The sequence below is a fragment of the Pseudoalteromonas sp. NS-SX12 genome (assembly GCF_057367955.1).
The window spans coordinates 571,489-587,069 of record NZ_CM170634.1; the positions used below are offsets into that span (position 1 = coordinate 571,489).

Annotated in this window: 10 protein-coding genes; 1 reads left to right on the top strand and 9 read right to left on the bottom strand. The window is 42.5% G+C overall.

What is annotated here, in order from left to right; all coding sequences use genetic code 11:
• Positions 1 to 4 precede the first annotated feature (4 nt).
• Positions 5 to 2,545, top strand: a complete 2,541-nt coding sequence (locus AC2IOM_RS02725) for an Ig-like domain-containing protein (protein WP_486359055.1) — start codon at positions 5 to 7, stop codon at positions 2,543 to 2,545.
• Positions 2,546 to 2,605: 60 nt separating this feature from the next.
• Here the strand turns inward: AC2IOM_RS02725 and tldD are convergent, their stop codons facing one another.
• The 9 genes from tldD to AC2IOM_RS02770 all read right to left on the bottom strand — a co-directional run bounded on the left by tldD (position 2,606) and on the right by AC2IOM_RS02770 (position 15,301).
• Entirely contained in the window at positions 2,606 to 4,057 is a 1,452-nt protein-coding gene (tldD, locus tag AC2IOM_RS02730; protein ID WP_105171158.1) for a metalloprotease TldD, read from the bottom strand.
• Positions 4,047 to 4,871, bottom strand: a complete 825-nt coding sequence (locus tag AC2IOM_RS02735) for a carbon-nitrogen hydrolase family protein (protein ID WP_486359056.1) — start codon at positions 4,869 to 4,871, stop codon at positions 4,047 to 4,049. Before AC2IOM_RS02735 ends, tldD begins: the two co-directional genes overlap by 11 nt.
• A complete protein-coding gene (locus AC2IOM_RS02740) occupies positions 4,868 to 8,794 on the bottom strand; it encodes a YhdP family protein (protein ID WP_486359057.1) in 3,927 nt (1,308 codons plus the stop codon). Before AC2IOM_RS02740 ends, AC2IOM_RS02735 begins: the two co-directional genes overlap by 4 nt.
• Entirely contained in the window at positions 8,794 to 10,266 is a 1,473-nt protein-coding gene (gene rng, locus AC2IOM_RS02745) for a ribonuclease G (protein ID WP_010561187.1), read from the bottom strand. The genes AC2IOM_RS02740 and rng overlap by 1 nt, the downstream gene beginning before the upstream one ends.
• A complete protein-coding gene (locus AC2IOM_RS02750) occupies positions 10,263 to 10,838 on the bottom strand; it encodes a Maf family protein (protein WP_325050740.1) in 576 nt (191 codons plus the stop codon). Before AC2IOM_RS02750 ends, rng begins: the two co-directional genes overlap by 4 nt.
• A complete protein-coding gene (gene mreD, locus AC2IOM_RS02755; protein ID WP_010561189.1) occupies positions 10,838 to 11,314 on the bottom strand; it encodes a rod shape-determining protein MreD in 477 nt (158 codons plus the stop codon). The genes AC2IOM_RS02750 and mreD overlap by 1 nt, the downstream gene beginning before the upstream one ends.
• A complete protein-coding gene (gene mreC, locus AC2IOM_RS02760) occupies positions 11,307 to 12,140 on the bottom strand; it encodes a rod shape-determining protein MreC (RefSeq protein WP_054978937.1) in 834 nt (277 codons plus the stop codon). The genes mreD and mreC overlap by 8 nt, the downstream gene beginning before the upstream one ends.
• Before the next feature lie 40 nt (positions 12,141 to 12,180).
• The gene (locus AC2IOM_RS02765) at positions 12,181 to 13,224 is read right to left on the bottom strand and encodes a rod shape-determining protein (protein ID WP_010561191.1); all 1,044 of its coding nucleotides are present in this window, start codon (positions 13,222 to 13,224) and stop codon (positions 12,181 to 12,183) included.
• Positions 13,225 to 13,309: 85 nt separating this feature from the next.
• The gene (locus tag AC2IOM_RS02770) at positions 13,310 to 15,301 is read right to left on the bottom strand and encodes an SUMF1/EgtB/PvdO family nonheme iron enzyme (RefSeq protein WP_105171080.1); all 1,992 of its coding nucleotides are present in this window, start codon (positions 15,299 to 15,301) and stop codon (positions 13,310 to 13,312) included.
• Positions 15,302 to 15,581: the final 280 nt, after the last annotated feature.

Genomic DNA, 15,581 nt, shown 5'->3' on the forward strand with positions numbered 1-15,581 from the left:
AAGCATGAGAACAATAAGGCAACTTGGTATTTTACTCACTGCATCTGCGCTTGCAGCATGTAATGGCTCATCGGGTAAAAACGATGAAGTGACACCGCCAGACCCAAATGCGCCAACGCTATTGACGCTTTCGGTACTTGATGAAAACTGCCAAGCGCTTACCACACCTTCTCTCGTTGCTGGGTCAACATTTTGTGTACAGGCTTTTCTAAGTAAAAATAGCGAAGCCATAAGCAATACCAGTGTTAGTTTTGAAACCGCGCTAGGCACATTGTCGCCAAGTAGTAAATTAACCAATGTTGATGGCATTGCGCAAGTATTACTCAGCAGTACCCCTTCTGATATTGGCGCAGCTGACATCACAGCAACATCGCAAGATGCGAGCGCTAGCACAAGCTTTGAGTTTTTACGTGACACTAGTCAAACAACGCTTCTTCCTGTTGTAACACTTACCAGCTTAGTTGGCGATTTAGCGGTAAACAACGCTAAGCAAGGCGAAGTTATTACGCTTAAAGCCAATTTGCTCGACAACCTCAACAACCCAATTAGCCAAGTACCGATTAGTTTTTCTGCTGAGATTGGTGAACTTAATGCCGCATCTTGGTTAACCGACGCAAATGGTAATGCCAGTGTACAGCTAACGCTCGCTTCCGACAGTCCTATCGGCGCGGCCACAGCCGTAGCAACGTACCAAATTGATGAAACTAATAGCGTAAGTTCACAAATAAACTATCAAGTATTAAGTGCCGATGATATTGATACACCGGTTGTACAAGCGGGTTACTTTGATAGCAATGGCAATTTTGTTGCTAACCAATTGAAACTGAGCGTTGCGCGCCAAGGCGATGGCTCGGTAGATTTAGCGGCTGGCGGTACTCTCGGCCTATCACTAGTATTAGTAGACGAGAACCAGCAAGTAATCACTACGCCAACAGCTGTTAATTTTAGCTCCAGCTGTGTAATTAATGGCACAGCTAGCATTGACCAGCAGGTTCTCACAATAAACGGTGAAGCTAATTCAACGTACAAAGATATAAACTGCGCTGGGGCCAATGGTAATCAAGATCAAATCATTGCAAGTGTTACCGTAAACGGCGAAAACATTATTTTAACGCAAGATGTAAACCTCTCTGGCGAAGCACTCGGCGCCATTGAATTTGTATCAGCAGATCCGACGTCAATCGTGATTAAAGGTACTGGTGGCGTAGGCAAACAAGAAATTTCAACCATCACTTTCCGCGTGAAAGGCAAACAGGGTAATTTACTGGCTCAACAGTTAGTTAATTTTAGTGCAAGTACCGATGTTGGCGGTCTAGAAATTTCTCCTACTTCCGCAATTACTAACTCACAAGGTGAAGTGAGTACCAAAGTAATCTCGGGTACTGTGCCAACACCGGTTCGCGTTACCGCAAGTGCCACAACGACTAACGATGCAAGCGAAAGCGTCGAGATTATCAGTCAATCTGATTTGCTCTCGGTGAATACCGGTCTTGCCGACCAAAACAGTATTTCTTTATCCGCAGAAATTCTTAACCCTGAAAGTCACAATACAAATGGCGTAACAAGTGAGATTACTGCATGGCTAGCAGACAGTTTCAATAACCCCGTGCCCGATGGCACTACAGTGAACTTTACCACTGAAGGCGGTCAAATAGAGCCAAGCTGTCAAACTACCAATGGTTCATGTTCAGTTACTTGGCAAAGTAGCAACCCTCGCGTGTTTAACCACAGATCTACCATTCTGGCTACCGCGATTGGCCATGAAACCTTTTTTGATACCAATGGTAATAACCTATTTGATAATCAAGATGGTAGTGCCGTAGAAAACGAAAAAGTATCAAGCGGGTTTGGTCGTGCTGAATATTTACCTTCAGGTTTTATCGATATGTCGGAAGCGTGGCGCGATGACAACGAAAACGACCAATACGACCAAGGCGAAACTTTTATCGACTTTGATAATAATAAAACCTTTGCCAGCGCTGATGGTATGTTTAACGGCCCACAATGTTCTGGCGATTTGTGCTCAACAAAAAGCTTAATTAATGTGCGTAAGTCATTGGTACTGATTATGGCAAGTGGCAATAGCTATTGGTCATTATATGAAACAGTGGAAACCACACCCGGTGAATTTAGCGAAACTATAGTCGCGAGTAATCGTGATAACGTAAGTATATTTAGAACACCCATTGCACGCGGTGCTAGCCAATCTTATTCGCTAAGCTTTGCTGACACTGCATTACAAACCTTACCCCAAGGTAGTACTGTCAGCGTAAATACCGATGTTGGCGAGCTAGTTGGTCAAACAAGTTTTACGGTAGGTAATACCAATGGAACACCAAACCCAATTAGTCAAACTGACTTAGATACTAATATTACTATCTCAAGTGCAAAGAGTAAGAATGTATTTGGCGGCGATACGATAGGCTTTACGCTAAAAAATACGCTCGCTGAAGGTGATGATGCAACTACCGCGAACTTAACGATTGAAATAACAAGCTCCGCTGGCGTGGTCACATCACAGTTTATTACGGTCGACTTACAATAAAGCGAATAAAAAAACGCTGCAATTGCAGCGTTTTTTGTTTTCTAAAATCAGTGTAACAATTTAAGCAGCTGTACCGCCAACTGTAAGTTCATCAATTTTAAGGCTTGGCTGACCGACGCCAACTGGCACACTTTGACCATCTTTGCCGCACACGCCAACGCCATTATCAAGTGATAAGTCATTACCTACCATTGAAATTTTGTGCATTACGTCTGGGCCGTTACCAATTAGGGTAGCCCCTTTGATTGGTTGCGTTACTTTGCCATCTTTAATTAAATACGCTTCTGATGCCGAGAACACAAACTTGCCTGATGTAATATCAACTTGGCCACCTGCAAAGTTCGTCGCGAAAATACCGTTTTCAACACTTTCTAAAATTTCTTGTTGCGTACTTTCACCCGCTAGCATGTACGTATTCGTCATACGCGGCATAGGTAAATGGGCATATGATTCACGGCGACCGTTACCTGTAGGCGCTACGCCCATTAAACGCGCATTAAGCTTATCTTGCATATACCCTTTCAGCACACCGTTTTCAATGAGCACGTTGTAACCCGCAGCAACACCTTCATCGTCAACGTTTAATGAGCCACGACGGTTGTCCAGCGTACCGTCATCAACCACAGTACATAAGCTAGAAGCCACTTGCTGGCCTACTTTACCACTGAAGGCCGAAGAACCTTTACGGTTAAAATCGCCCTCTAAGCCATGACCTACGGCTTCGTGTAGCAGCACACCAGGCCAGCCACCACCGAGTACCACAGGCATAGTGCCCGCAGGCGCTTCAATTGCGGCAAGGTTAACATTTGCTAAACGCACTGCTTCGTCGGCATAAGTCATCCAACGTGGTTTGCCATCAACCATTTCATAAAAATAACCATAATCTAAACGCGCACCGCCACCAGCACTGCCACGCTCACGCTTGCCATCTTGCTCAAGTAGTACCGATGCGTTTAAACGAATAAGCGGGCGCACATCTGTTGCAAATGTGCCGTCACTCGCGGCAATAAGCACCTCTTCATAAACCGCTGCCATTGAACACACAACTTGCGATGCATTTGGCGCAATTTTGCGGATGTACGCATCAATTTGTTTTAACAAATCAATTTTTTCGCCATCCGTTAAGCTGCTAATTGGCATAATCGGCTGAATAATATTCTTATCAAGCTCCACTACCTGGATTTTGCTGGTGCTTAGTGCCGCACTATTTTTATCAGCAACACTTCGTGCTGCCAAAGCCGCCTGTGTAATAGCATTTTTATTAATTGCATCAGAATACGAGAAACCAGTCTTTTCACCAGATACAGCTCTTACACCAACCCCACGCTCAATGTTGTAGCTACCATCTTTAACAATGCCGTCTTCGAGTACCCAAGATTCATGATGACTTGATTGAAAATACAGATCAGCATAATCAATTTGGTGTTCTTGAATTAAAGACAAACTATCGAGCAAATCTTGGCGTGAAAGGCCGCTTTGCGCTAGTAAATGCTGTTCTACGTTATTGCTCATGTTTAAACTCATAATTAAATTGGTTATGTGACAACAGTGGCATTTTTTGCCTTACGTCTGTCAATTTATCCATATTGGGTAAGTATACGATATTGTTAGCTTCATCACCTAACATCGCCTCTATCTCACCCCAAGGTGAAATAATCACGCTATGGCCATACGTTTGTCTGCCATTGTCATGTGTGCCTGTGGTAGCAGCAGCAACTAGGTATACTTGATTTTCAATCGCTCGCGCTTGTAGCAACGGCAACCAATGTGCTTTGCCAGTAGGTACGGTAAATGCCGATGGCACTAAAATAATCTCTGCCCCTAAAGCTCTAAGTGCGCTAAACAAGCCCGGAAAACGCATATCATAACAAACCGTTAAGCCGATTTTACCAAACGGTGTGTCAACTACGACTAAGTCTTTGCCGGCGATTGTGGTATTAGATTCACGATAATTTTGCTTTGCATCGTCAACATCCACATCGAATAAATGGATTTTGTTATAGCGTGCAACCACTTCACCTAACTGGTTAACCATTAAAGAGGCTGCGTAATATTTTGTCCCTTCGGCGATTGGGATAGTGCCGGCGCTTATCCAAACGTTAAACTGTTTTGCCAACTGACATACTTGATCAATAAATGGCGCACTATTATTGGCAAACGCCATTAAGTCATGGGCTTTGGCATCAAAACAAGCAAACCCTTCTGGCAAACAAACCAGCAAAGGAGCATTTACATGCTCGTCGCGCAAGGCAATTAACTGCTGGCGCAAATAATCCAAGTTGCTACTTGGTTTAGCGCTTACCGTCCATTGCAAAACAACAATCATTGATTTTGACCTTCTGTTTTATCAACTTTAGATTGCTCATTTGGCATAGTTGCATCACTTAGCGGCACTATTTTCTTTTCAGCTGGCAACACATCTTGTTTGGGTGTACCAGGCAAAGTCGATTGTGGAATTTCAATTTCACGGCTCTTCTTGCCTTTTTCTGTAACAACTGGTTGCTCGAAGGTGCCGGTAATGGTGTATTCAATTTCAGAAATAACGCGCGCTGAATGCAACACTTTATCTATCGCGAGTGCAGCTAAACCTGTTACAGGGTTTACCATCCAAGCAACAATTACTGGAATACTTGAAGTTACCTCTGGCGCAACCCACATGGTGTAATCAATTTTTTGCGTATTGAGGTCTGCATACCCTTTGATGGTTAAATCTGCAGGCACACCATTTAGCTCAGTATCTTTGGTGTACGCCACGCCCTTGTCAATCTGCATACTGCCTTGCATGCTGTTGTAGAAAAACCCTTTGGCAAATACATCTCTAAAATCCAGCTTTAGCTTCCGTACTAACGAATCTAGGCTTAACAATGAAAATACGCGTGCTCCGCCATCGCTAATATCGGTAATATAGCCATCGCCTAAACGCCATTTTAAATCGCCAGAAAGCGACTGCGTATTAAACTGATAAGGCGTACCATACCAGTACAAATCAATATCGATTTCGGCGTTAGATTCTTTAATTGAGCTGGTGAGGTCGAATTCGTCGGTTAGCTCTCCGATATCCTTACTTACTAGTTTACCGCTTAAGTTAGTTTTTTGCTTTTGCCAGCTGCCTTCACCGATAAATAAGTGCTTACCTTTATCGACAGTCAACTTACTGATCAGCAAACCGTTGTCAGCCGGATCTAAATCAAGCGCAAGCTTATCTAACTGATAGCTATCCACTTTACAATCAGCACAGTTAAATCGAATCGCCGGTAAATGGGTTAACCATTCATTGTCTTGTGGGCTACCAAAGTCATCAATTGGCTTTAAACCAACACTAGGCTGTGGCTCTGTTTCTTCAGGTTTAAAGTTAAGCCGTAAATAATCCGCTTCAATAAACACAGGTCGCTGAGCAAGAATACGTGGAATACTCACTTCTGCGCGTACTTCTTTACCATTAATTTTCAGCTGGGTAGACTGCGCTAATGCGCTGAGATTAATCTCAAGATCATTAAATTCAATTTCCGATAGTGTCGCATAATCGATATTAGCATTTACCTCTTTTAACTTAGGAAATACTTGATTATCCGAAGTCGACTCAGTTGGTGTAGCAACCAAGTGATCAATAAACGGGATCCATTCCACGATATCGGCTTTTGCAAGGGCTACCGTCACATCGAAACCACTGGCGTTAATACCAAGGTCATTTTCACCGACGATCAAGTGTGCATTACTTACCTTACCTAAGCGATTATCAACAATACTATTAAAATAGAGTTGCTGATTAATATTTGCGGTGATCAAGTTCGAGATTTCATCGCCTCTTACATTTAAGGTAAGTGGCCATACTTGATCACGCTTTTTACTGTATGGCGTTGGTAATGCAGTACTTAAACCAATTAAATCTGACGATGCACTGGCAGTATAATTAAATCCTTGTGGCTTTAGTTGCATATTAAACGCAATATCAAACGGCACAGCACCACTCATGTAACCACTCATAATGCCTTGCGTATGCTTAACAATGTCACTCACTTGCCAGCTGGCATCACCTGTCACTGACAGGTCGTAGTTTTCGCCTTGTTGCTTGCCTTGCAAATTAAACTTAAACGGCATATCAAGCCAACTAGCTGTCGCATTGTTTAGCTGAATATCGCTATTGTTAAAGGTTAAAGTACCGGTAACCTTATCGAAAGGAATACCCGGCTTTGCAATAAAAATCGGGGTATTTTTAAGGTCAACAGAACCGCTAACGCTCACTTCGCCTTTACTTAACGGTACTTGAATGCGTGTTTTACCAAGTACCTTACCCTGCCCTTGCACGGTTTCAAGTACCGTACCAATAGAGTCTTTTAGTGGTGTGGCTGCAAAGAAAGGCTGTAATTCTTGTGCTTTTTGCTGTGTTTCAATATCAACATTTAGCGTGCTTGCGTGTGATAAGTCGTCAATACTAACAACAACGCCGTTACCTAACTGCAATCCAGCAAGTACACCTTGCTGCGACACAATGTCCATGCGTTCATTTGAAAAAATTAAATCAGCTTCAAGGTTAGTAATATCTGGCCACGATTGATTAAAGTTAAATGTTGCGTCGGTCACTTTAGCGTCAACTAAAAAGCGGCCGTTGTGCTCTTGATATGGGAAGTCACTTAACTTACCTTGCCACAACACTTTTGCCACATCTATTTTACCGCCTCGCAGTGAACGATTGAGGTAATCAATTGTGCCCTGCGGCATATAACCGCGTGGAAAATAATGACGCGCTTTAAGTACTTCTGGCCCCTGCATCTCTGCATATAAACTAAGTTCGCTTTGCTCAAATAAATTAAGTGAAAACTCTGCGGCGAAGGTCAGCTCATCATTATCTAACCAAATAGTGTCACTTTCGAGTCTCCAGCCTTGCGCTTGTTTAAGAAAATCAAGGTTAATGGTTAATTGCTTGTATGGAATAGCACGCGTAAACAGCTCGCCTGTCATGATGTAATCTTCATTACCTTGAACTGACAACTTAGCTGCTGACTGATCACCTACCAGCGTAAGCGATAAGTTTTGCACCCCAGGAATGCCGTTATAGTGCTGCCATGACAAATCGCGCACTGAGGTAGTAAAGAAATAATCTTCTGAGTTGTGATATTGCACATAAAGGTCTGAAACTGAGCCTTTTAGCAATAGCTGTTCAACAATTTTAGTTTGCTCAAATGGGAGCAAAGGCGCTACATCACTTAATAATGCCAGTGGAAAGTCACGCCATTGCGTCGTAATACGGCCATTGTTGTAGTCAATTTTACCACCAAAGCTTGGCCATTGATTTTGATTAGCACCAATATCAAGTTCAGACGTTTCAAATCGCCAACCATCGTTGTACGGTCGCACTCTTAACGTACCTGCATTGATTTGTAACGACTCTCTTTCGCTTTCTTGTTGCCAGCTAATCTCGCTTGGTTGCCAATCTAGTTGAATGTTTTCAACTTTAAACTCTTTAAATCGCGCCCATGCTTTAAAGTTAATATCGCTTTTAACTTGGGTAACCTCATCCGAAAGCACATCGCGCAACCAACTGCTCGCATTTAGCTGCTTACTTTCAACAAATAAAGAACCAAAAGATTCAGAGAAATGTTCACCGTATAAATCGAGAATAATCTCTAATCGATTATCAGAAATACCCGGCAAGGTGATGTAACCTACGCCTTGATGCTGATTGTTACGGTTTTGCCAAGTTACACGCTCAATCGCAATAACGCGCTTTTCATTGCGCTTGGTGTTAACTAAAAATTGGCTATTTTCTACAGCAAAGTGACCACTTTGCGCTAAAAATAAGGTTTCGAGTACATCGATTAAGTTAGCACCGTCGGTACTTTCATCACTGCTTGGGAAAGGCTGGGTTAAATCAACTTTGGCGTTAAGCCCTGACAACACAAAATAGTTTGATACTAACCTGCGCTGCAGCACAGATTGCCACACATTAACATGCAAACGCGATTGTTCAACATAGAGTCCAAGAGCTAGTGGCTGGTTTTTGCCGAACGATACCTGATTAAGTACCAATGCGGGGCCTGTGTGCTCCCAACCAGCAGAAATAGAACCAATAGCGATATTAGTGCCAACTTGTTCGGTAATCAGTGCTTCAATTTCAGCTTTGTAATCATTGGCATAGGGCAGGCTATATTTTAGCAACGACACAAGCACAGCGACCAGCACAAGGCTGATCGCGAATATTTGCCAAACTTTACGTAAACACCAAAAACAGGTGTGCCTTACTTTTTGCACTACATCATCACCACATCAAACTGCTCTTGATTATACAAGCTTTCCGTTTGAATACTGACTTGTTTCTTAATAAAAAGTTCAAGTTCAGCTAAGTTGTGATACTCATCATTTATCAGTGCCTCGCTTACAGCTGGCGAAGCGTAAACAACAAATTTAGTCGCATCGTAAGCACGATTAACACGCACAATTTCACGTAAAATTTCATAGCAAACAGTTTCAACTGTTTTAAGTGCGCCTCGCCCTTTACACACTGGGCACTCGCCACACAGAATATGCTCTAAACTCTCTCGCGTACGCTTACGCGTCATTTCTACTAAGCCTAGCGCCGAAAAACCGTTGATATTGGTTTTGGCACGATCTGGCGCCATAGCAACTTCTAAGCAATGAAGCACACGACGTTTATGCTCGGCACTGGCCATATCAATAAAGTCGATAATGATAATGCCGCCTAAATTACGCAAACGTAGCTGACGAGCAATCGCTTGAGTTGCTTCAATATTAGTATTAAAGATGGTTTCTTCAAGGTTGCGATGGCCAACAAACGCACCGGTGTTAACATCCACCGTTGTCATTGCTTCGGTTTGGTCAAATATTAAGTAACCACCCGATTTAAGCTCAACCTTACGTTCAAGAGCTCGTTGAATTTCATGTTCAACGCTAAACAAATCAAAAATTGGGCGTTCACCTGGGTAATATTCCAATGCTTTGGCAAGCTCTGGTACAAACTCTTCGGTAAACGCAGTGAGCTGCTGATACGTGAGCTTTGAATCAACACGAATACGCTCCATATCTTCACCGACATAATCACGCAGTGTGCGAAAAGCAAGAGTTAAGTCTTCGTGAAGAATCGACTCTTTACGCGTTTTTTTGCGTTTTTTTGCTATTTTGTGCCACAGTTTTTTTAAGAATTTAGCATCGTGCTCTAATTCAGCTTCGGTTGCGCCTTCAGCTGCAGTGCGCACAATAAAGCCACCTTCCTGATCATGAAATGGCGCAACGATCTTTTTTAAGCGCTCGCGCTCTTCTTCACTTTCAATACGCTGCGATACACCAACATGGGTGGCATCTGGCATAAATACTAAATAACGCGATGGAATAGTGATATCTGTTGTTAAGCGCGCACCTTTAGTGCCAAGTGGATCTTTGACCACTTGCACCATAATAAACTGTCCCTGCCTCACTAGTTCACGAATATCCTGAACTTTTTTGATTGGCTGATCATCCACACCTTCGGCAATGGAGGTGCTATTTACAATATCGGATGCGTGTAAAAACGCGGCTTTTTCAAGGCCAATATCAACAAACGCAGCTTGCATACCCGGCAACACACGGCTCACTTTGCCAAGGTAAATATTGCCGACAATACCAAGATTGCCTTCACGCTCTAGCTGCACTTCTTGCAGCACGCCGTTTTCAATTAATGCAACGCGACTTTCACTAGGTGTGACGTTAATTAATAACTCTGAGCTCATGCAAATTCCTTTAAAAATTGCGCTAATAATTGCTCGGTTTCATACAGTGGCAATCCCATAACAGCAAAGTAACTGCCATTAAGCTTAGTAACAAATCTACCTGCCCCGCCTTGAATACCGTAGCTTCCTGCTTTATCAAATGGCTCGTTTGTTGCGCAATAATCGTTAATTTCTTGTTGTGACAACTGTTTAAATGTAACGTCAGTAACGACTAACTGCGACATTACCCCTTGCTGATTAGCAAACGCGATGGCGGTCATCACTTGATGGGTTTGACCTGACAATGACGAAAGGGTTGCAATTGCATCCGCCAAATCCGCAGGCTTTCCTAATACCTTGTCGTTTAATACCACGACAGTGTCAGAACCCAGTACAGGGTAATTATGAGCAGCTATTTCAACACCCGCTAACGCTTTTTCTTCAGCAAGGCGACAAACAAACTGTTCAGCTGACTCGCCCGTTTGTTGTGTTTCATCAATATCTGTTGCGAACTGCTCAAACTCAACATTCAGTTGAGCAAGCAATTGTTTGCGTCTGGGAGAAGCAGACGCTAAATAAATTTTAGTCAAAATTAGCGTATCCTAAAGTGACGTCGATATTTTCTTAGCAGTAAAAACAACCATGGCCACGCCAATGCGCCCGTTAATACCGGCCATAAATATTGTGGTAAAAAATAAATATCGAGTAAAAAGTGATTCAGCCAAAACACCAAAAGATAATAAAGCGCTAAAAACAACGCCACTAACATCGCTTGCTGCCAAACACTAAAATTACGAATTTTCTGGTAATTACTCGCCGTAATATAAATCACAATTGAGTAAGTAAGTGATCGCACACCAAGTGGAGATCCAAGCGCTAAGTCAATAATCAGGCCGGCCATCCACGCAAAGCCTATGTTTACCCTATGGGGTAAGGCGATAGACCAATACATAATTACCAACAACACTAAGTCAGGGCGATACATTTCAAATGCAATTGGCAATGGCATTAATGCAAGTACTAAAGAGACAAATACCGAGAGTAAAATAAATCCTAAATGCCTAGTCATTGGCTACCTCGTTACGCCAAAGCAAAATCAGCAAACGAATGCGGTCGAGCTCGGCAATTGGACTGGCATAGACTTCAGAAAAAGGCCTACCCTCGTTACGATTAATACTCGTGACAGTGGCAACCGGATAACCTTCAGGAAACACGCCGCCCAAACCCGAACTTACCAGCACATCGCCAATACGAATATCCATGCTATGCGGCACATGAGATAGTTTAAGCTGATCAATTTTACCAATACCTTCCACCACAGTACGCACATTATTGCGCAATACACGCACAGGCGTAGCATGTTGTGTATCAGTGATTAATAACACTCGACTCGTTGTGCTGCCAACCTGAGTTACTTGACCAACAATGCCTTTGTCATCAATCACTGCAAGGCTTTCTTTTACATCATCAAGTAAACCGCGATTAATTAACACCTGATGGCTGTATGGGTTGGAATGAACTGATAAAACTTGGGCAACCAGCTTACGTTCTTCAAGCTTATTTGAAGAACCGAGCAAAGCTCTTAGCTTTTGGTTTTCGAGCTGTAAGAACTCATATTGCTGCAATTTTTGATTTTGCACCAATTGCGCTTCGCGCAGGGCATCGTTCTCAACCATTAAACGCTGGTGAGAAGAAAGGTTTTTACTGCCTTCGCGGAACATTTCATAAGGGAGGTTTGCAAGGTAAAACAAAGGGCTAACTATGGTGTTTAAGCTAGCCCTTACTTTGGAACCGCCATCCGTGTAGCGATCGCCGATAATCAGCACCACACTCAATACGATGGCAATTACCAAACGTAATTGCAACGAGGTATTTCTACCAAAAATTAAATTCATTGCGCCCTCAAAGAGCAGTAAAACAAGTGTATTTAGCTACTTAATCGTAGCTAAATACATCACCACCATGCATATCAATCATTTCAAGTGCTTTACCACCGCCACGCGCTACGCAGGTTAATGGATCTTCCGCAACAACAACCGGAATGCCCGTCTCTTCCATTAATAAACGGTCAAGATCTTTTAGCAATGCACCACCACCGGTTAATACCATACCGTGTGCTGAAATATCGGAAGCCAGCTCAGGCGGTGATTGCTCTAACGCAACCATTACCGCACTTACAATACCTTGTAACGGTTCTTGCAGTGCTTCTAGAATTTCACTTGAATTTAGCGTGAATGAGCGCGGCACACCTTCAGCAAGATTGCGACCACGTACTTCAATTTCTTTTACTTCTTCGCCATTAAATGCAGAACCAATTTCATGTTTAATGCGCTCAGCAGTTGCTTCACCAATTAAACTACCGAAATTACGACGTACATAGTTAATAATTGCTTCATCGAACTTATCACCACCAATACGAACTGATGATGAGTAAACAATACCATTTAAAGAGATAATAGCGACTTCAGTTGTACCACCACCAATATCAACAACCATTGAACCAGTTGCTTCAGATACCGGTAAACCAGCACCAATCGCAGCGGCCATTGGTTCTTCAATTAGGTAAACTTCGCGCGCACCTGCACCCATTGCTGATTCACGAATCGCACGTTTTTCAACTTGTGTTGCACCACACGGTACACACACTAAAACACGTGGACTTGGACGTAAGAAGTTATTGTTGTGCACTTGTTTAATAAAGTGCTGTAACATTTTTTCGGTTACGTAAAAGTCGGCAATAACGCCGTCTTTCATTGGGCGAATTGCTTTGATATTACCAGGTGTACGGCCAAGCATTTGTTTTGCTTCTTGACCTACTGATGCAACACTTTTAGGGCCACCTGGTTTGTCGTGGCGAATTGCCACAACCGATGGTTCATTTAAAACAATGCCCTGATCTTTCACATAGATAAGTGTATTGGCAGTTCCGAGATCGATTGATAAATCGTTAGAAAAAAGACCACGTAATTTTTTAAACATGGAACTGGGGTATCCTTGTAACGTATGAGGCTCAGTTTTATTTTTAATCGAATAACTAAACGCTCAAATAATAAATATAAAGTGTCTAGCGCTCGCGCACTAGACGAAAACCGATGTAATTAGCACGAAAATCCGTTGCTAAAATTAGGCGTGTCGACGCACGCGCTAAGGTAGGTGCAAAATTCCATGCACCGCCACGAATCGCAACATCAGAACGACCAGCCGTTTTTTGGGTCCACTCCCACACATTACCAACGGTGTCATAAACGCCAAAACGGTTAGCGCTAAACGACCCTACAGGTGCTGGGCTCTGATTTGACCACTCACTACCACACCAACCACAATTAGCTAAGTTATTGCCAATATCATTACCCCAAGGGTAATCGGTTTTAGTGCCGGCACGCGCCGCATATTCCCATTCCACCTCAGTTGGCAGGCGATATTCGTTGCCTGTTTTTTCACTTAACCAATCAGCATACGCTTTAGCATCTGAGTAAGTTAAGCACACAACTGGAAAATTATCTTTTTGCTCATAGCCTGGGTTTTGCCAATTAAGCGACGCTTCCCATACTGGTTCACCATTTAAATAGTAAGCACAGCCTTGGCCACTTTCTGCTTCTGTTTTATAAGCAGTATCGGCAACAAATTCGTTGTATTCGCCTACTGTTACTTCTTTCTCGTTCATCGCGTACGAATCACTCAGAATCTTTTTAACAATAGGTTGCTCGTTTGCTAAACCGTTACCGGTTAAATCACCCATTTCAAACTCGCCTGCTGGGATCACAATCATGCCAGCTGAATTTGCAATCGTGCTGCGAGTTGAAAGGCTTGGTGTAGTCGTTGTTTGGCGAGTGCGCGTTTGATTATAGTTAGACTGAGTAATCGTCTCTTTTCTTAAATTTGCGCGTAGTGTTTGCGAGCGTTTTAAATTAATATTTCGCGTATAGGTTTGATAACCTTGTTTGCGAATTTCAATGTCATAGCTACCTGATGGCAATGACACATCTAAACGAGTTGAGCCGTAGCTTACACCATTAATAAACACTTCATCATCGCGCACGTTAGAGCGCAATGTGAGCTGGAACAATCGCTCCTTTTTTGGCGTATTTACCTCTACCGTATCACGGTTAGTTACCATGCTTGCTGATGAGGGCGCGCTTTTATTATCTTTAAAACGCACTACTGGTTCATCATAGCTTGCACTTATAACTGGCTGATAAACATTAGGAATTGCTGAACCATAATCAGAACAGAAGCTGTTATCTAGATTAAGCAAGTTACATAAACGGCTGGCGTTTACTTCGCCGCGCATGGTTACGCTTAGGTTGGTATTATAATTACCTTGCCCGCTAAATGAGCTGTTAACCACATGACTGCTTAATACTTGAACCTGTGCACCTGACATATTGCGTTTTGGTTCAACCACTCTCTGCTCGGTAATATTGGCAAAAATTTGATCCATAAAGCGTTTTGTGGCTTTTTGTAAACCTTGTGATTGACCACGTTGCTCACACGCCGCCAGCGTTTCTGTGCGCTTACAGTTTACTGTGTGATTCACTTCAACAGTGCCTTCACGGGTAAACTCATTACGTAAACGCTCAACACGTGCGGTATTTTTTTGCTGCTTTAAGCTTTCGAGGGTGTTAACTAAGGTATGTTTTGAAACGCGGATTGCTTCAATATCTTTGCGATGAGATGAAATCGCTACAAGCTGTAGGTCTATATCATCTTTATTTTGCTTTAGATCCGCAATCGCTTTTTGGTAGCGCGTTTGCGCCGCACTAATATCCAATGTTGGGTCTTCAATTAAACGGCGATACAAATCATTCATCGCGTCTAATGATTGGTTGCGTTCTTTCTCTAGCGAAATAGAACGTGAACGAAGTAATTCCAATTGCTCTTGCAATTGTTTTTCTTGTTTTAGATGTTTATCTAAAACACCAGATAACTCTTTGAATTCAGACTGCTTAATATCTATTTCAGCTTGAATGCTTGATACTGTATTAGTGTCTTGTCCATGCGCTTGCCAAGTAAATAGGCTAAGCGAGATCACCAATGACAAAGGTGCTAGTCGCATATAATTATTCCCAAAACGGCCGATTTTTGGTTTTCTTGTTTTCGTTTTTATCGTAAGGGCACTTGCCCTAATGCTTTATGCTATTTTTTTGTCATGCAAAACACAAGCTTTGTCTTACCTTAAATGGCAAATTTTCAATTAAATAGTAAAACTAAAGGTTGTTGTTGTTTGTTAAATAATTCAGCCGAGCAATTGAACCACTTTAAATAAGGCGAAAATAATGAAATTTAGTTATCCAAAGAAAGTTGTTTTGTACGCAAGAAAGAAGCGGCTTTAATCA

Coding starts and splice junctions, on each gene's coding strand:
- AC2IOM_RS02725 (WP_486359055.1), top strand. CDS start 5: ATGAGAACAATAAGGCAACTTGGTATTTTACTCACTGCATCTGCGCTT.
- tldD (WP_105171158.1), bottom strand. CDS start 4,057: ATGAGCAATAACGTAGAACAGCATTTACTAGCGCAAAGCGGCCTTTCA.
- AC2IOM_RS02735 (WP_486359056.1), bottom strand. CDS start 4,871: ATGATTGTTGTTTTGCAATGGACGGTAAGCGCTAAACCAAGTAGCAAC.
- rng (WP_010561187.1), bottom strand. CDS start 10,266: ATGAGCTCAGAGTTATTAATTAACGTCACACCTAGTGAAAGTCGCGTT.
- mreD (WP_010561189.1), bottom strand. CDS start 11,314: ATGACTAGGCATTTAGGATTTATTTTACTCTCGGTATTTGTCTCTTTA.
- mreC (WP_054978937.1), bottom strand. CDS start 12,140: ATGAATTTAATTTTTGGTAGAAATACCTCGTTGCAATTACGTTTGGTA.
- AC2IOM_RS02765 (WP_010561191.1), bottom strand. CDS start 13,224: ATGTTTAAAAAATTACGTGGTCTTTTTTCTAACGATTTATCAATCGAT.
- AC2IOM_RS02770 (WP_105171080.1), bottom strand. CDS start 15,301: ATGCGACTAGCACCTTTGTCATTGGTGATCTCGCTTAGCCTATTTACT.